We start from the raw sequence: 17,548 nt of genomic DNA, 5'->3' as shown, positions 1-17,548 counted from the left end.
GCAAACGGTCAAATGCGTCAGAAGTTATACGGATGCGACATTAAGGTACGTTCGTGCCACCGTTTGATGCCGCCGGGCGCTCTGGATCTTGCATTGGGTATGGGCCCTGCATAAGTATCCGCAGGCACGACTCACGAGGTCGTACCTCAATATTAAAAAATGACAACAAATCATGAGGCCAACATGCTTAAACACGCGGTCATTCCGTTTTTAGTCGGCGCAGGCTTGTTAGCCTCCGCACCTTTCGCTTCCGCTGCGACTAACCTGGTGTTCTGCTCCGAAGGCAGCCCGGCCGGTTTCGACCCAGGCCAATACACCACCGGAACCGACTTCGACGCCTCAGCCGAAACCATGTTCAACCGTCTGACCCAGTTCGAGCGTGGCGGCACCGCCGTTGTTCCTGGGCTGGCGACCAGCTGGGACATTTCCCCGGACGGCCTGACCTACACCTTCCACCTGCGTGAAGGCGTGAAGTTCCACACCACCCCGTATTTCAAGCCGACTCGTGAGTTCAACGCCGACGACGTGCTGTTCACCTTCAATCGCATGATTAACAAGGATGACCCGTTCCGTAAGGCGTACCCGACCGAATTCCCATACTTCACCGACATGGGGATGGATACCAACATCACCAAGATCGATAAATTCGACGACCACACCGTCAAGTTCACTCTGAAAGAAGTCGACGCCGCGTTCATCCAGAACATGGCCATGAGCTTCGCTTCGATTCAGTCCGCCGAGTACGCAGCGCAGCTGCTGAAGGAAGGCAAGGCTGCCGACATCAACCAGAAGCCGATCGGCACTGGTCCGTTCGTGTTCAAGAGCTACCAGAAAGACTCCAACATCCGTTACACCGGCAACAAGGATTACTGGAAGCCTGAAGACGTGAAGATCGACAACCTGATCTTCGCCATCACCACCGACCCGTCGGTACGTATCCAGAAGCTGAAAAAGAACGAGTGCCAGGTCACTCTGTTCCCGCGTCCGGCCGACCTCGCCGCACTGAAAGCCGACCCCGCGCTGAAGATGCCTGACCAGGCCGGCTTCAACCTGGGCTACATCGCCTACAACGTGATGGACAAGGTCAAGGGCAGCAACGAAGCCAACCCGCTGGCCGACCTGCGTGTTCGCCAGGCGCTGGACATGGCTGTGAACAAGCCACAGATCATAGACTCGGTTTACCAGGGCGCAGGCCAGTTGGCCGTCAACGCCATGCCGCCGACCCAGTGGTCCTACGACACCACCATCAAGGACGCCAAGTACGATCCTGAGAAAGCCAAGCAGCTGCTCAAGGAAGCCGGCGTCAAGGAAGGCACCGAGATCGTCCTGTGGGCGATGCCGGTTCAGCGTCCGTACAACCCGAACGCCAAACTGATGGCCGAAATGCTCCAGTCCGACTGGAAGAAGATCGGTCTGAACGTGAAGATCACCAGCTACGAGTGGGGCGAGTACATCAAGCGCTCCAAAGGTGGCGAGAACCAGGCCATGATCATTGGCTGGAGCGGTGACAATGGTGATCCGGACAACTGGCTCAACGTGTTGTTTGGTTGCGACTCGCTGAGCGGCAACAACTTCTCCAAATGGTGCGACAAGAAATTCGACGGCCTCGTGAAAGAAGCCAAGCGCACCACTGACCAGGCCAAGCGCACCGAACTCTACAAAGAGGCGCAACACGTCCTCAAAGATGCAGTCCCTATGACACCTATCGCTCACTCGACGGTGTATCAACCCATGCGCGCCAACGTGCAGGACTTCAAGATCAGCCCATTCGGCTTGAACTCCTTCTACGGCGTCAGCATCAAGTAAAAAAGCCAGCGGCGACGTTTTCAGCGTCGCCGCTGTTTTTTTCTGCCGAATAGTCAGGAATCTGCCTACATCCATTTCCACCTGGTCTTACCAGATTGGTTTAGGACGTGTCGCCTTTTCCTACGAGTCTTTAGGACTCAGCGCATTTACTGCCAGACCTACGGCCCCTACCGTCAGGTTCTGACCAGTGACTGCGTGGGCTATCGGTTTGCTGTTGGATTGAGCTCAATGCAGCCACAACTTCCCTGGAAGGGATCGCGGCGCATTGAAAAACACTGAGACAAGAGGGAGCGTCATGCGCCACACCTTGGTTTTTTCCGCATTGCTGGGCGCCGGCCTGTTGGCCGCCACGTCCGCGAGTTTTGCCGCCAGCGACAGTCTGGTGTTCTGCTCCGAAGGCAGCCCGGCCGGTTTCGACACCGCGCAGTACACGACGGCCACGGATAACGACGCCGCCGAACCGCTGTACAACCGCCTGGCCGAATTCGAAAAAGGCGCGACCAATGTCGTACCGGGCCTGGCAACGAGCTGGGATATTTCCGAGGATGGCCTCAAGTACACCTTTCACCTGCGTGAAGGGGTGAAATTTCATACAACGGCTTACTTCAAACCCACCCGCGATTTCAACGCCGACGACGTGCTGTTCACGTTTAACCGCATGCTCGATCCGCAACAGCCATTCCGTAAGGCTTATCCGACCGAGTTCCCGTATTTCAACGGGATGAGCCTGAACAAGAACATCGCCAAGGTCGAAAAGACCGGGCCGCTGACCGTGGAGTTCACGCTCAACAGCGTCGACGCCGCATTCATCCAGAACATCGCCATGAGCTTCGCCGCCATTCTGTCTGCTGAATACGCTGACAAGCTACTGGCCGAAGGCAAGCCGAGCGACATCAATCAGAAGCCGATCGGCACTGGCCCGTTCGTGTTCAAGAGCTATCAGAAAGACTCGAACATCCGCTATACCGGCAACCCGCATTACTGGGATCAGAGCCGGGTGAAGCTGAAGAACCTGATTTTCGCGATCAATACCGACGCCTCGGTTCGCGTGCAGAAGCTCAAGGCCGGCGAGTGCCAAGTCACTCTGCACCCGCGCCCGGCCGATGTGCCGGCACTGAAGAACGACCCGAAACTGCAACTGATCGAAAAGCCGGGCTTCAACCTCGGTTACATCGCCTACAACGTGCGCCACAAACCGTTCGACCAGCTCGAAGTGCGTCAGGCGCTGGACATGGCGGTGAATAAACAGGGAATTCTCAACGCTGTTTACCAGGGTGCCGGTCAACTGGCGGTCAACGCCATGCCGCCAACTCAATGGTCCTACGACACCACGATCAAGGACGCCGCCTACAACCCGGAAAAAGCCAAGGCACTGCTCAAGGCTGCCGGCGTCAAGGAAGGCACCGAGATCACCCTGTGGGCCATGCCGGTGCAGCGTCCGTACAACCCGAACGCCAAACTGATGGCCGAAATGCTCCAGGCTGACTGGGCCAAGATCGGTCTGAAAGTGAAGATCGTCAGCTACGAATGGGGCGAGTACATCAAGCGCACCAAGAATGGCGAACACGACGTCAGCCTGATCGGCTGGACCGGTGACAACGGGGATCCGGACAACTGGCTCGGCACGCTGTACAGCTGCGACGCCATTGGCGGCAACAACTACTCCATGTGGTGCGACCCGGCTTACGACAAGCTGATCAAAGAGGCCAAGGTCGTCACCGACCGCGACCAGCGCACCGTGCTCTACAAACAGGCCCAGCAGTTGCTCAAACAGCAAGTGCCAATCACGCCTGTGGCTCACTCGACGGTCAACCAGCCGTTAAGCGCCAGGATCGAAGGATTCAAGGTCAGCCCCTTCGGTCGCAACGTGTTTTCGGGTGTGAGCATCGACTAAACAAATAACCGACTAGCCGCAACGCTGAGGAGGCCGTCTACCTCCTCACGCAAGCGCTTTGCCGAAAATCGCCAATCAGGCCTTTTGCAAACGTTTGCGATGTGTGAATGAGTTCTAAAACCAAAAACCGGCCCTACAAAAAAAGCCGGCATAAAAAGAAAGTAAAGGAGCTTCACCCATGAAACTGAGCAGCACCGCGATACTGGCCCTGGCCATCAGCAGCATCACCGCCACGGCTTATGCCGAGGAACAGAGCCAGGCGTTCACCCCGGTTACCGTCAACGAGCAGAGCGCCCAGGCTGAAGCCACCGGCTTCCTCGAAGGCTCCAAAATCAGCGGCACGACCCGTAACTGGTACGCCAACGAGCAACTGAAACGTGGCGGCAAGTTCACCTACCGCAAAGACGGTGTCGCGACCCCGACCGATCGTCGTATCAACTGGGTGCAGGGCACCATCGTCAACTACACCTCCGGCTTCACTCAGGGCACCGTCGGTGTCAGCACTGAAGTGGCCGCGTACAACGCCGTTGCACTGGAGCGCAATCGCAAGGATCTGGCCTCCAACAACGGTGGTGCACCGGGTTCGCGTCCAGGCGCAGGCAACAACCGTACGCTGACCAAAGAAGGCGGCGACGCTGAAGGTCAGTGGAGCAAACTGGGCCTGGCCAACGTCAAGTTCCGCGTTTCCAACACCACCCTGACCGCCGGTCGCCAGAACTTCAGCACGCCAATCGTCGACACCATCGGCAACCGTGCGCTGCCTTCGAGCTTTGAAGGTGTCAGCCTGCACAGCGAAGAGCTGAACAACCTGTCGTTCGACGCCGGCAGCTTCGACCGCGTATCGCCGCGTACCGAAGAAAGCTTGTCGAAATTCCGCTCCGAGTACACCAACAACAAAGCCGAGACCGATCGCGTGAGCATCGTCGGCCTGAACTACCAGCCGCTGAAAAGCCTGAAGACCAGCCTGTACGCCTCCAAGGTTGAAGACTTCTGGAACCAGTACTACTTCGGCGCCACCCACGAACTGGGTGACAGCAACATCGTGAGCCTGACCACCGGTCTGAACTACTACAAGACCGTCGATACCGGCAAGAAAGAGATGGGCAACATCGACAACGACACCTACTCCCTGTCGTTCGGTCTGACCCACCAGGCCCACAGCCTGACCTTCTCGTACCAGGAAATTAACGGTGACGAGTACTTCGACTACCTGCACGAAACCAACGGCATCTACCTGGCCAACTCCCTGCTGTCCGACTTCAACGGCCCGAACGAGAAATCCTTCCAGGTCGCCTACGGTCTGAACATGGCCGAATACGGCGTGCCAGGCCTGAAGTTCAACATCTACCAGGCTCGCGGCTGGGGCATCGACGGTACTCACTACACCGGCACTGCGTATGACGTGAAAAACATGGACGGCGAGCACCACTACGAATACGGCATCGGTGCCACTTACGCGGTACAGAGCGGCCCGCTCAAGGCGACCACCGTGCGTGCCACCTACACTGCTCACCGCGCCAGCGAAAACCAGGCTGACGGCAGCATCAACGAGTTCCGTCTCGTGACCACCGTACCGTTCAACATTCTGTAAAAACGCGTGCCGACGGCTGACTCAGTGACGAGTCGGCCGTTCGGCTTTTTTTCTTCAACCGATTGCAGAGGGTTATCGATGAAAATGCTTCCCCTACGTGCGGCCGTCGCTGCCGCCCTGTTGAGCGCCACCATCGGCGTCTCGGCCAAACCCTTGGTGGTCTGCACCGAAGCCAGTCCGGAAGGCTTCGATATGGTCCAGTACACGACTGCAGTCACTGCCGACGCGGTGGCCGAAACCATCTTCAACCGCCTGGCTGACTTCAAGCCCGGCACCACTGAAGTGATCCCGGCGCTCGCCGAGTCCTGGGACATCAGTGACGATGGCCTGACCTACACGTTCCACCTGCGCAAAGGCGTCAAGTTCCACACCACCGAATACTTCAAGCCGACTCGCGACATGAACGCCGACGACGTGGTCTGGAGCTTCCAGCGTCAGCTGGACCCGAATCACCCGTGGCACAAACTGTCGAGCGTGGGCTTCCCGTACTTTGAAAGCATGGGCTTCAAGGAACTGCTTAAGAGCGTCGAGAAAGTCGACGACAACACGGTCAAGTTCACGCTGACCCGCCGCGAAGCGCCGTTCCTGGCCGACATCGCCATGGCGTTCTCCTCGATCTACCCGGCCGAATACGCCGACCAGTTGCTCAAGGCCAACAAGACCGGTGATCTGAACAACAAACCGGTCGGCACCGGGCCGTTCGTCTTCCAGCGCTACAACAAGGACGCCCAGGTTCGCTTCAAGGCCAACCCGGACTACTTCCGTGGCAAGGCACCGGCGGATGCGCTGATCCTGGCGATCGCCACCGACAACAACGTGCGCTTGCAGAAACTCAAGGCCAACGAGTGCCAGATCGCGCTGTATCCGAAACCGGATGACATCCCGAGCATCAAGAAAGACGACAAGCTGAAAGTCGATGAAATGGACGCGATGACCGTCTCCTACATCGCCATGAACACCCAGCACAAATACATCAGCGACGTGCGGGTGCGTAAAGCGATCGACATCGCCTTCGACAAGGAAGCCTATGTCAACGCCCTGTTCGGCAAAGGCAACGCCTCGGTCGCGGTCAACCCGTACCCACCGACCCTGCTGGGTTACAACCACGACCTGAAGAACCCGCCACGCGACCTCGACAAGGCCCGCGCCCTGCTCAAGGAAGCCGGCGTGCCGGAAGGTACCGTGTTTACCCTGTTTACCCGCAACGGCGGCGGCCCGACCAACCCGAACCCGATGCTCGGCGCGCAAATGATGCAGGCTGACCTGGCGAAAGTCGGGATCAAGATCGACATCCGCGTGATGGAATGGGGCGAAATGCTCAAACGCGCCAAGGCAGGCGAGCACGACATGGTTTCGGCCGGATGGGCGGGCGACAACGGCGACCCGGATAACTTCCTGACGCCTATGCTCAGTTGCGAAGCCGCCAAGAACGGCGAAAACTACGCTCGCTGGTGCAACGAGAAGTTCCAGACACTGCTCGACGAAGCACGGGCTAAAGTAGATCCGGCCGAACGCGCCAAACTGTATGAAGAAGCCCAGACGATTTTCAATCAGGACCAACCGTGGATCAGCATGGCCCACACCCGGATGTTTACCGCAATGCGCAACAACGTAGAGGGTTATCACATCAGCCCTCTGACAACCAATAACTTCGCCACCACCCAGGTGAAGTAGATAAGAAACTCCCGGCCTCCCTGACCCCAGGGTCGCCGGGCACGCCTAACCGGCTGATGAGGTACCACACAAGATGTTTAGTTTTATTGCCCGCCGACTGGGGTTGTTGATCCCCACGTTTTTCGGCATCACCTTGCTGACTTTCGCGTTGATTCGCATGATTCCCGGCGACCCCGTGGAAGTGATGATGGGCGAACGTCGGGTCGACCCCGAAATGCACGCTCAGGCAATGGAACGCCTCGGTCTTAACAAACCGTTGTACGCCCAGTACCTGGACTACATCGGCAAGTTGGCTCACGGCGACCTCGGCGAATCCCTGCGCACCCGTGAGAGCGTATGGACCGAGTTCACCTCCCTCTTCCCGGCGACCCTGGAACTGTCCATGGCCGCCCTGCTGTTCGCCGGTATCCTGGGCCTGTTGGCCGGGGTGATTGCGGCCCTCAAGCGAGGATCCCTGTTCGACCACGGGGTGATGGGCATCTCCCTGGCGGGGTATTCGATGCCGATCTTCTGGTGGGGCCTGATCCTCATCATGTTCTTCTCGGTGAGCCTGGGCTGGACCCCGGTTTCCGGGCGGATCGACCTGCTCTATGACATCGAGCCACGCACCGGTTTCATGCTGATCGACACCCTGCTGGCCAATGACACCGGCGCTTTCCTGGATGCGCTGCATCACCTGATCCTGCCGGCCATCGTGCTCGGCACCATTCCGCTGGCGGTGATCGCGCGGATGACCCGCTCGTCGATGCTCGAAGTACTGCGTGAAGACTACATCCGCACCGCCAAGGCCAAAGGCCTGTCGCCATCGCGCGTGGTGTTCGTTCACGGTCTGCGCAACGCCCTGATCCCGGTGCTGACCGTGGTCGGCCTGCAAGTCGGCACCCTGTTGGCCGGTGCGGTCCTGACCGAAACCATCTTCTCCTGGCCCGGCATCGGCAAGTGGCTGATCGAAGCCATCGGCGCCCGGGACTACCCGGTTGTGCAGAACGGCATTCTGTTGATCGCCTGCCTGGTGATCCTGGTCAACTTCGTGGTGGACATCCTCTACGGCTTTGCCAACCCACGCATCCGTCATCAGCGCTGAGGTCAATACCCATGAGCACTCCAACATCCTCAGTAGTCACCGCCGCCACCGCCGTGGATCAAAGTCTGCTGTATCCGTCACCGTACAAAGAGTTCTGGCAGGCCTTCGCCAAGAACAAGGGCGCCGTCGCCGGCATGCTGTTCATGCTGCTGGTGATTTTCTGCGCGATCTTCGCGCCGTGGGTCGCCCCGCATAACCCGAGCGAGCAATACCGTGACTTCCTGCTGACGCCACCGGCGTGGCTCGAAGGCGGGCAGATGCAGTTCCTGCTCGGCACCGATGAACTGGGTCGCGACCTGCTGTCGCGTCTGATCCAGGGTTCGCGTCTTTCGCTGCTGATCGGTCTGTCGTCGGTGGTGATGTCGCTGATCCCGGGGATTCTGCTGGGCCTGTTCGCCGGCTTTTTCCCGAAAATGATTGGCCCGACCATCATGCGTCTGATGGACATCATGCTGGCCCTGCCATCGCTGCTGCTGGCCGTGGCGATCGTCGCCATCCTCGGCCCAGGCCTGATCAACACCGTGATCGCGATTGCCGTGGTGTCCTTGCCGTCCTACGTGCGTCTGACCCGTGCCGCGGTGATGGGCGAACTGAACCGCGACTATGTGACCGCCGCGCGCCTGGCCGGTGCCGGTCTGCCACGCCTGATGTTCATCACCGTGCTGCCCAACTGCATGGCACCGCTGATCGTCCAGGCGACCCTGAGCTTCTCTTCGGCGATCCTCGATGCCGCCGCCCTGGGCTTCCTCGGCCTCGGCGTCCAGCCGCCAACCCCTGAGTGGGGCACCATGCTGGCTTCGGCCCGCGACTACATCGAACGCGCCTGGTGGGTCGTGAGTCTGCCTGGTTTGACCATTTTGCTCAGCGTGCTGGCAATCAACTTGATGGGCGACGGCCTGCGCGATGCGCTGGACCCGAAACTCAAGAACGCCGCCTGAGGAGATTCCCATGTCACTGCTAGAAATCAAGAATCTCAACGTTCGCTTCGGCGACAAGAACGCCACACCCGTGGTCGACGGCCTCGACCTGAAAGTCGACAAGGGCGAAGTCCTGGCGATCGTGGGCGAGTCGGGTTCCGGCAAGTCCGTGACCATGATGGCGCTGATGGGCCTGATCGAACACCCGGGGATCGTCACTGCCGATTCCCTGAGCTTCGACGGTAAAGACATGCTCAAACTGAGCAATCGCCAGCGTCGGCAGATCGTCGGTAAAGACCTGTCCATGGTGTTCCAGGATCCGATGACCGCCCTGAACCCAAGCTACACCGTCGGTTTCCAGATCGAAGAAGTGCTGCGCCTGCACCTGAAAATGTCCGGCAAGCAAGCGCGTAAACGTGCGATCGAATTGCTGGAAAAAGTCGAAATCCCGGGCGCCGCCAGCCGTATGGACGCCTACCCGCACCAACTGTCCGGCGGTATGAGCCAGCGTGTGGCAATCGCAATGGCGATTGCCGGCGAGCCGAAACTGCTGATCGCCGACGAACCGACCACCGCACTCGACGTGACGATTCAGGCGCAGATCATGGATCTGCTGCTGGCGTTGCAGAAAGAGCAGAACATGGGCCTGGTGCTGATCACCCACGACCTCGCCGTGGTGGCCGAAACCGCCCAGCGCGTGTGCGTGATGTACGCCGGTCAAGCCGTAGAAGTCGGTCAGGTGCCGCAGCTGTTCGACATCCCGGCCCACCCGTACAGCGAAGCGCTGCTCAAAGCGATTCCGGAACACAGCCAGGGTGCCGAACGTCTGGCGACCCTGCCGGGCATCGTTCCCGGCCGCTACGACCGCCCGCAAGGTTGCCTGCTGTCGCCGCGCTGCCCGTACGTGCAGGACAGCTGCCGCGCGCAGCGTCCGACCCTTGACCCGAAAAGCAACAGCCTCGCCCGCTGCTTCTATCCGTTGAACCAGGAGGTGGCGTAATGGCCGTCGTACTTACCGCCCGCGACCTGACCCGTCACTACGAAGTCTCCCGTGGCCTGTTCAAGGGCCACGCGACCGTGCGCGCCCTCAACGGCGTGTCGTTCGAGCTGGAAGCCGGCAAGACCCTCGCCGTCGTCGGTGAATCGGGCTGCGGCAAATCCACCCTCGCCCGCGCCCTGACTCTGATCGAGGAACCGTCGTCCGGCTCGCTGAAAATCGCCGGGCAAGAAGTGGCCGGTGCCGACAAGGCTCAGCGTAAACAACTGCGCAAAGACGTGCAGATGGTGTTCCAGAGCCCTTACGCGTCGTTGAATCCACGGCAGAAAGTCGGAGATCAACTGGCCGAACCGCTGCTGATCAACACCAACCTTTCGGCCGCCGAGCGCCGCGAGAAAGTCCAGGCGATGATGAAGCAGGTCGGCTTGCGTCCCGAGCACTACCAGCGTTATCCGCACATGTTCTCCGGCGGTCAGCGTCAGCGTATCGCGCTGGCTCGCGCCATGATGCTGCAACCGAAAGTGCTGGTGGCGGACGAACCGACCTCGGCGCTGGACGTGTCGATCCAGGCGCAGGTGCTGAACCTGTTCATGGATATGCAGCAGGAGTTCAACACCGGTTACGTGTTCATCTCGCACAACCTGGCGGTGGTGCAGCACGTGGCCGATGACGTGATGGTGATGTACCTCGGTCGTCCGGTGGAAATCGGTCCGAAAGAGGACATTTATGCCCGTCCTCTGCACCCGTACACCCAGGCGCTGCTGTCGGCGACGCCGACCATCCATCCGGATCCGGACAAGCCGAAAATCAAGATCGTCGGCGAGCTGCCCAACCCGCTGAACCCGCCGCCTGGCTGCGCGTTCCACAAGCGCTGCCCGTACGCGACCGAGCGTTGCAGTACTGAAGAACCGATGTTGCGCCACCTCGACAATCGGCAGGTGGCTTGCCACTACGCCGAACAGTTCCTCGACGGCGCGGCATGAAAAAACCCGCCCGGTTTCCTGGGGCGGGTTGTTGATGATGTTGACCAAACCCCTTCTGCCTCGATTGCGCATCAGTCGAGAAAGAAGGGGTTTTCTTTTGTCCGGAATTTACGTCTGGCTATCGCCTTCATCCGGATCATCGGAGTCCGGCTCGTCGGTGGTCGAGTCGTCATCGTCGGCGCTGCCGCCCTGGCCCTGATCGCCCGGCTCGAACTCGGACTTGGCCAGCATCAGCGCACTGTGCCCCATCTGCCCGCTGGACGCCTGGGTATCGTGATCCTCGCACTCGGCCCAGGCTGTCGCGGTGCCGAGCAGCTCCTCCACGGCGTGGCGAAGTAAACGCTCATGTAATTGTGGCGGTATTCAAACAATCAGCTAAACCGCTTTCTTCCAAAACGACAATTGGAAGAAAGCGGTTGCTCAGCGATTATCACAAAGATACAGAAGACCTTTTTTCCAAACCACAACAAAAGCCCCCTCCCTTTCGCCAATAACTCCAGACAATTTAAAAATCAAACAAAAGCCTAACCCATGAATTAAGGATTACGGTTCCTCAAACCCCACAAATTCACCTGGAACCACGACTTTATCCTTAACATCACCTGTAGCACTTTCCAACTTCAACCTAGCTTCAAAATCGGCACTTTCAGACAAAACATCGAACTTCCGAAACACGATAGTTCCTGAAACACCGTCATAGGTAACCCCCTCAGCGCTCTTATAATAAGCTAACGCAGTTTCCTTGTCTCCGGACCAAGCCGCTTGTATATCGTAACTTACGTTCTCTTTAACATCTAAAGTTCGCATAAAAAAACCCAGTTGCTCCTTTGCCATTCTGCCGTCAAAGGAATAGCCTTTATCCGATAGATTTTGCTGAAAAGAAACATCAGTAGTCGAAAAACCTGACACCGAAGTTCCAGTAGCCTGCAATTTCCCGGTAGTATTCTTGCTTTCGTCAGTACTCATCATACGACTCCTTTTAGTAATTAAAAGCATCTAACTGCACGAATACTTATAAGGAGCAAACAGCACGACGTCTACTGTCATTTCTGACAGGCCTGGAACAATCAATGTGAAATTCCGACAAACGGCTCGCATTGTAAGCAGGAGATTTTCAAGCAGAGCCGACAACTTTGCGGATCCGCGGGAAACATAGAGGAAGGATAGTCCGGACTAAAGCCTGAAGTATTTTAGGCTTCGGTAACTTCAAACTGTTTTCTCGTTTACTCCCCTCTTCCACCTCGATTGCGATTGCACATCAGTCGAGGCAGAAGAGGTTTTCTATTGTCTGCAATCTACGTCTGGCTGTCCCCTTCATCCGGATCATCGGAGTCCGGCTCGTCGGTGGTCGAGTCGTCATCGTCGGCGCTGCCACCCTGGCCCTGGTCGCCCGGCTCGGACTCGGACTTGGCCAGCATCAGCGCGCTATGCCCCACCTGCCCGCTGGAGGCCTGGGTATCGTGATCCTCGCACTCGGCCCAGGCCGTCGCGGTGCCGAGGGACAGCATCACCATCACTTTCAACAGCAGCAAAACCCGTAGCAACCTGTTTTTCATAGCCGAGTCCATCCTGTTCCAGGTGAGAAATTCATGCTGACCTGACGCTGATTGAAATCTAGTTCCGATCCGCCGGGTTCACCAGATAGGACGTTGCCCCATGCCCGAAAATGCCATGCGTGGACAGATCGCTTTCGAATAACGCCTATAACCGGATCGGCTAAGCATTTGCGCATTGCGTGGTTCGAATACGGGTGGCCTGATAAATCAGCGGTACTGACAGCGAGGCCAGTACGGCACTCGCCAGCCAGACACTGTGGCCACCGAACTGGCCGTAGAGCTGCCCACCCAGCACCGGCGACAACAGGGAACTCGCACTCCAGGCCATGAAGAACAGACCGAAGTAACGGCCGCTTTTTCCGGTTTGTGCATGCTGCATTACCAGCACGTTCAACGGTGGCATGAACAACGCCTCCCCCAGCGTCCAGATGACTGTCGAGAGACAGGCATAAAACAAGCCGGAACCCAGCGGCAACATGCCGAGTCCGACCGCCAGCAGCACACAACCGGCGATCAATGGCCGACGCGCGCCCCAGCGTTCCCCCCAGTGCGACATGGGAATCTGCAGCGCTACCACCAGAATCGCGTTGATCGCGAACTGCCAGCCGATGGCCTCGGTGCTCAAACGGTAATAGTCGCGAAGATAGTTGCCCAAGGTGCTGTAGACCGTGTCGAACGACATGCCAAGAAGGACGGTCGCCGCCAGCAACCAGAGAAATGGTTTGTCGCGATAGGGAAGGCCCGAACCCGATTGCGCCGGTGGCGCCTCGTCAGCGATCAGCACCGGCCGGCGCCAGGTCGTGCGGATGAACCAGAGCAGCGCCAGCAGCGTGAGCCCGGCACTGATGAAAAACACCCAGCGAAAATCCACCTGTGCCAGCACACCGCCCGCTACACCGGCAGCGGCCATCCCGAGGTTCCGGGCGATGCGACTCAAGGCCTGCGCCCGTGGGCGCTGCGCAACCTCGCAATACTCCATGATCAGTCGCTGATGCAGGGTGCGAATCGCGCCATCGAGAGTGCCGCTGAGCAATAGCAACCCGGCCAGCAACGGCACTTGCGTGACCAGACCCAGCAAGACCAGAACCCACGCAGAGACAAAGAACAGCGCCGCCGTCAGGCGCGCCGTGCGGACGTGGTCACTGAGCCATCCGCCGAGCATCGAGCCGATCAGCAGACCACCGCCATATGACGACAGCAGCCAGCCGACGGTTTCAATCGCCAGCCCCAGCTCCTGGCGCAAGTACAACGCCATGAACAGCTTGACCATGCTGCTCAGGCGATTAATGAAGAGCAACGCCGCCAGCACCCAGGCCATCAGGCTGAAATAACCATTGGGCCGAAGCAGATAAGCGAGCCTCCCTGTCATTCGATCGCTCCCTTATTGATGGGACCAGATGCACTGCGCCCGACTTGAATGAGTTCGCATACTTAATCAACACGCAAAAAAAACCCACTGTTTTAACAGTGGGCTTTCGGGTGTCGCCAGTCAGCGCTTAGTGATGCTCACGGGTCGCACGGAATTTCACGTCCGGCCAGCGCTCTTCCATCAGGGCCAGGTTGACTCGGGTCGGAGCGAGGTAGGTCAGGTGACCGCCGCCGTCCAGCGCCAGGTTTTCCACAGCCTTGTTGGAGAATTCCTCGAGCTTCTTCTTGTCGCTGCATTCGATCCAGCGCGCGGAGTACACGGTGATCGGCTCGTAGGAGCACTCGACCTTGTATTCCTCTTTCAGGCGGCTGGCGACCACATCGAACTGCAGCACACCGACGGCGCCGAGGATGATGTCGTTGCTGCGCTCCGGGAAGAACACCTGGGTCGCGCCTTCTTCGGCCAGCTGTTGCAGGCCCTGACGCAGCTGCTTGGATTTCAGCGGATCGCGCAGGCGTACGCGGCGGAACAGTTCCGGGGCGAAGTGCGGGATACCGGTGAAGCCCAGGGTTTCGCCTTCGCTGAAGGTGTCGCCGATCTGGATGGTGCCGTGGTTGTGCAGACCGATGATGTCGCCGGCGTATGCCTCTTCCAGCTGTTCACGCTCGGAGGAGAAGAACGTCAGGGCGTCGCCGATGCGCACGTCCTTGCCGGTACGCACGTGACGCATCTTCATGCCTTTCTCGTACTTGCCCGAGCAAATGCGCATGAAGGCGATGCGGTCGCGGTGTTTCGGGTCCATGTTCGCCTGGATCTTGAAGATGAAGCCCGAGAACTTCTCTTCCACCGGCTCCACGGTGCGCTCGTTGGCCACACGTGGCAGCGGGCGCGGTGCCCAGTCGACCACGGCGTCGAGGACGTGATCGACACCGAAGTTGCCCAGTGCGGTACCGAAGAACACCGGGGTCAGCTGACCGTCGATGAACTCCTGCTGGTTGAACTCGTGGCAGGCGCCCTGCACCAGTTCCAGCTGTTCGAGGAAGCGGTCGTACTCATCACCCAGGTGGGCGCGGGCTTCGTCGGAATCCAGCTTCTCGATGATCTTGGTTTCGGTGCGTTCGTGACCGTGACCGGCGGTGTAGACAATGATGTAGTCGTCGGCCAGGTGGTAAACGCCCTTGAAGTCGCGGTAGCAACCGATCGGCCAGGTGATCGGCGCGGCCTTGATCTTCAGAACGGCTTCGATCTCGTCGAGCAGTTCGATCGGGTCGCGGATGTCACGGTCGAGTTTGTTGATGAAGCTGACGATCGGCGTATCACGCAGACGGCAGACGTCCATCAGCGCGATGGTACGTGGCTCTACACCCTTACCGCCGTCGAGAACCATCAGGGCCGAGTCCACCGCCGTCAGGGTTCGGTAGGTGTCTTCGGAGAAGTCTTCGTGGCCCGGGGTGTCGAGCAGGTTGATCATGTGTTCGCGATACGGGAACTGCATGACCGACGTGGTAATGGAAATACCCCGCTGCTTCTCCATCTCCATCCAGTCGGATGTCGCATGGCGGTCGGATTTACGGGATTTCACCGTACCGGCCACTGCAATCGCCTTGCCCATCAACAGGAGCTTTTCGGTGATCGTGGTTTTACCGGCATCGGGGTGGGAAATAATGGCGAAAGTGCGGCGTTTCGCGACTTCGGCGGCCTGTCTGGTCATGGGAAATCGCCTGGCGGTGATTCAAAAAAGGGCCGCGATTATAGCCCAAGTCAAGACAATAACCGAACCGTTGAGCACATTAAGGGTGGCCAAATGCTGCCTCAGATGGGAACCTTTTAAAGCACGGAGACGTCCATCCCCTGTTACGACTTTTCGTCAGGGGCTGAAAAATCAGCAAGTTAGCCTGACGAGGCTGCGCTCATGGCTCACTTTCAGACCGCTTTTGGCCGGTGCTGGGGGAGCTGCTTCTCGCGAACGTTCACGCCCGGCAGCCAGGCATGGCATGCCACTCGGGACAGCGTCCGCCGACTATAAAAAAGGAGTCCGCCTGTGGCTATCCGCTATGGCAAAGGGCTGATGGGAGGTGCGGTGGTAATCGCGCTCCTGGCCCTGCTGGTCCACTGGATCGGCATCAACACGATCGAACACTACCGCGACGATTTGTTGTTTTACCTGCAAGCTCATCTGATTCTCGTCCTCGCTTCAATGCTGGCCGCCCTTGTCGTGGGCATCCCCGCCGGTATCTTCCTGAGCCGCCCGACCATGGTCGGCCGCGCCGAACGCTTCATGCAGATCTTCAATATCGGCAACACCGTGCCACCGCTGGCTGTACTGGCGATTGCCCTGGGGATACTCGGCATCGGCAGTGGTCCGGCGATCTTCGCTTTATTCCTCGCCTCGCTTTTGCCGATTGTGCGCAACACCTATGAAGGCCTGAAAAACGTCCAGGGTTCGCTGAAAGAAGCCGCCGTCGGCATCGGCATGACTCCGCGCCAGGTGTTGTGGCAGGTCGAATTGCCCAACGCCGTGCCGATCATCGTTGGCGGTGTGCGGGTGGCCCTGGCGATCAACGTCGGTACAGCGCCGCTGGCCTTCCTGATCGGCGCCAACAGCCTCGGCAGCCTGATCTTCCCCGGCATCGCCCTGAACAATCAGCCGCAACTGCTGCTCGGCGCCGCGTGCACCGCGCTGTTGGCGTTGCTGCTCGATGGCGTGGTCACCCTCGCCAGCCGTCTCTGGCTGGAACTTGGTTTGCGCCCGTCTTAAGGCTTCGGCAAAGGAATATTCATGAAACGACTTAGCTTGATTCTAGGCTGCGCCCTGCTGTTCGCAGGATTTGCCCAGGCGGCGGAAAAGCCGCTTATTCGCCTCGGTGCCCGGGTGTTCACCGAACAAACCCTGCTCGCGGAAATCACTGCGCAATACCTGCGCAGCAAAGGCTACGACGCGCAGATTACCGGTGGCCTGGGCAGCAACCTGGCCCGCAGCGCCCACGAAAGCGGGCAACTGGACATGCTCTGGGAATACACCGGCGTCTCGCTGGTGGCCTACAACCATGTCACCGAAAAACTCGACAGCGAACAGTCCTACGCACGAGTGAAAGAACTCGACGCGAAAAAAGGCCTGGTCTGGCTGACACCGTCGAAATTCAGCAACACCTACGCCCTCGCCCTGCCGAAAAAGGTTGCCGAGGAATATCCGCAGATCAGCAACATCAGCCAGTTGAACGACGTGCTGCGCAGCGAGGCCAGGAGCAATCATCTGGTGGCGCTGGACACCGAGTTCGCCAACCGCTCCGACGGTCTGGACGGCATGGTCAAGCTGTACGACATGAACCTGACCCGCCAAAACATCCGGCAGATGGACGCAGGACTGGTCTACACCGCCCTGCGTAATGGCCAGGTGTTTGCCGGTCTTGTCTACACCACTGACGGTCGCCTCAATGCTTTCGGCCTGAAGCTGCTGGAAGACGACAAGCATTACTTCCCGGACTACACCGCTGCGCCAGTCGTGCGTCAGGCCTACCTCGACGCTCACCCGCAACTGGCGGCGCAACTCAAGCCGCTGGCCGAACTGTTCGACGACGAAACCATGCGCCAGCTCAACGCGCGGGTCGATGTCGATCATGAGAGCCCGTCGAAAGTCGCTGCCGACTTCCTGCGCCAGCACCCACTGAATTAAAGGA

General features: G+C 58.9%; 15 protein-coding genes. 10 read left to right on the top strand and 5 right to left on the bottom strand.

Going from position 1 to position 17,548, the window contains the following annotated elements; all coding sequences use genetic code 11:
• Positions 1-183: 183 nt before the first annotated feature.
• The 8 genes from CAF87_RS07500 (at position 184) to CAF87_RS07465 (ending at position 10,946) form a co-directional block, all read left to right on the top strand.
• A complete protein-coding gene (locus CAF87_RS07500; protein WP_085729584.1) occupies positions 184-1,806 on the top strand; it encodes an ABC transporter substrate-binding protein in 1,623 nt (540 codons plus the stop codon).
• A 295-nt stretch (positions 1,807-2,101) separates the two neighbouring features.
• Complete coding sequence (locus tag CAF87_RS07495) at positions 2,102-3,700, top strand: ABC transporter substrate-binding protein (RefSeq protein WP_085729583.1); 1,599 nt, start codon at positions 2,102-2,104, stop codon at positions 3,698-3,700.
• Positions 3,701-3,878: 178 nt separating this feature from the next.
• On the top strand, positions 3,879-5,291 hold the full coding sequence (locus CAF87_RS07490) for an OprD family porin (protein ID WP_085729582.1): 1,413 nt from the start codon (positions 3,879-3,881) through the stop codon (positions 5,289-5,291).
• Positions 5,292-5,369: 78 nt separating this feature from the next.
• Positions 5,370-6,965, top strand: coding sequence for an ABC transporter substrate-binding protein (locus CAF87_RS07485; protein ID WP_085729581.1), 1,596 nt, complete (start codon positions 5,370-5,372; stop codon positions 6,963-6,965).
• 73 nt (positions 6,966-7,038) lie between these two features.
• Positions 7,039-8,049: an ABC transporter permease subunit gene (locus tag CAF87_RS07480; RefSeq protein WP_085711818.1), complete on the top strand. Its 1,011-nt coding sequence runs from the start codon at positions 7,039-7,041 to the stop codon at positions 8,047-8,049.
• A gap of 11 nt (positions 8,050-8,060) precedes the next feature.
• On the top strand, positions 8,061-8,987 hold the full coding sequence (locus CAF87_RS07475; protein WP_085729580.1) for an ABC transporter permease subunit: 927 nt from the start codon (positions 8,061-8,063) through the stop codon (positions 8,985-8,987).
• Positions 8,988-8,997: 10 nt separating this feature from the next.
• Positions 8,998-9,966 carry an ABC transporter ATP-binding protein gene (locus CAF87_RS07470; RefSeq protein WP_085729579.1) on the top strand — a complete coding sequence of 323 codons (969 nt, stop codon included), beginning with the start codon at positions 8,998-9,000 and terminating at the stop codon, positions 9,964-9,966.
• Positions 9,966-10,946 carry a peptide ABC transporter ATP-binding protein gene (locus CAF87_RS07465; RefSeq protein ID WP_085729578.1) on the top strand — a complete coding sequence of 327 codons (981 nt, stop codon included), beginning with the start codon at positions 9,966-9,968 and terminating at the stop codon, positions 10,944-10,946. Before CAF87_RS07470 ends, CAF87_RS07465 begins: the two co-directional genes overlap by 1 nt.
• A gap of 108 nt (positions 10,947-11,054) precedes the next feature.
• Here the strand turns inward: CAF87_RS07465 and CAF87_RS07460 are convergent, their stop codons facing one another.
• From CAF87_RS07460 to CAF87_RS07440, 5 genes are all read right to left on the bottom strand, one after another.
• The gene (locus CAF87_RS07460; RefSeq protein ID WP_256575857.1) at positions 11,055-11,270 is read right to left on the bottom strand and encodes a hypothetical protein; all 216 of its coding nucleotides are present in this window, start codon (positions 11,268-11,270) and stop codon (positions 11,055-11,057) included.
• Between the two features lie 219 nt (positions 11,271-11,489).
• Positions 11,490-11,912: a hypothetical protein gene (locus CAF87_RS07455; protein ID WP_085741070.1), complete on the bottom strand. Its 423-nt coding sequence runs from the start codon at positions 11,910-11,912 to the stop codon at positions 11,490-11,492.
• Positions 11,913-12,241: 329 nt separating this feature from the next.
• Entirely contained in the window at positions 12,242-12,502 is a 261-nt protein-coding gene (locus CAF87_RS07450) for a hypothetical protein (protein ID WP_085729575.1), read from the bottom strand.
• A 160-nt stretch (positions 12,503-12,662) separates the two neighbouring features.
• On the bottom strand, positions 12,663-13,871 hold the full coding sequence (locus tag CAF87_RS07445; RefSeq protein ID WP_085729574.1) for an MFS transporter: 1,209 nt from the start codon (positions 13,869-13,871) through the stop codon (positions 12,663-12,665).
• A 127-nt stretch (positions 13,872-13,998) separates the two neighbouring features.
• Positions 13,999-15,582: a peptide chain release factor 3 gene (locus tag CAF87_RS07440; protein ID WP_085608055.1), complete on the bottom strand. Its 1,584-nt coding sequence runs from the start codon at positions 15,580-15,582 to the stop codon at positions 13,999-14,001.
• 357 nt (positions 15,583-15,939) lie between these two features.
• On the opposite strand from CAF87_RS07440, the gene CAF87_RS07435 reads away from it, so the two are divergent.
• A complete protein-coding gene (locus CAF87_RS07435; protein WP_170929615.1) occupies positions 15,940-16,629 on the top strand; it encodes an ABC transporter permease in 690 nt (229 codons plus the stop codon).
• 21 nt (positions 16,630-16,650) lie between these two features.
• The gene (locus tag CAF87_RS07430; RefSeq protein WP_085729572.1) at positions 16,651-17,544 is read left to right on the top strand and encodes a glycine betaine ABC transporter substrate-binding protein; all 894 of its coding nucleotides are present in this window, start codon (positions 16,651-16,653) and stop codon (positions 17,542-17,544) included.
• The last annotated feature ends 4 nt before the right edge of the window (positions 17,545-17,548 follow it).

This window comes from Pseudomonas sp. R38(2017), from assembly GCF_002112395.1.
Taxonomy (GTDB): Bacteria; Pseudomonadota; Gammaproteobacteria; order Pseudomonadales; family Pseudomonadaceae; genus Aquipseudomonas.
Note: the sequence above shows the minus strand (reverse complement) of the source record. Positions and strands in the feature narration are given on the sequence as shown.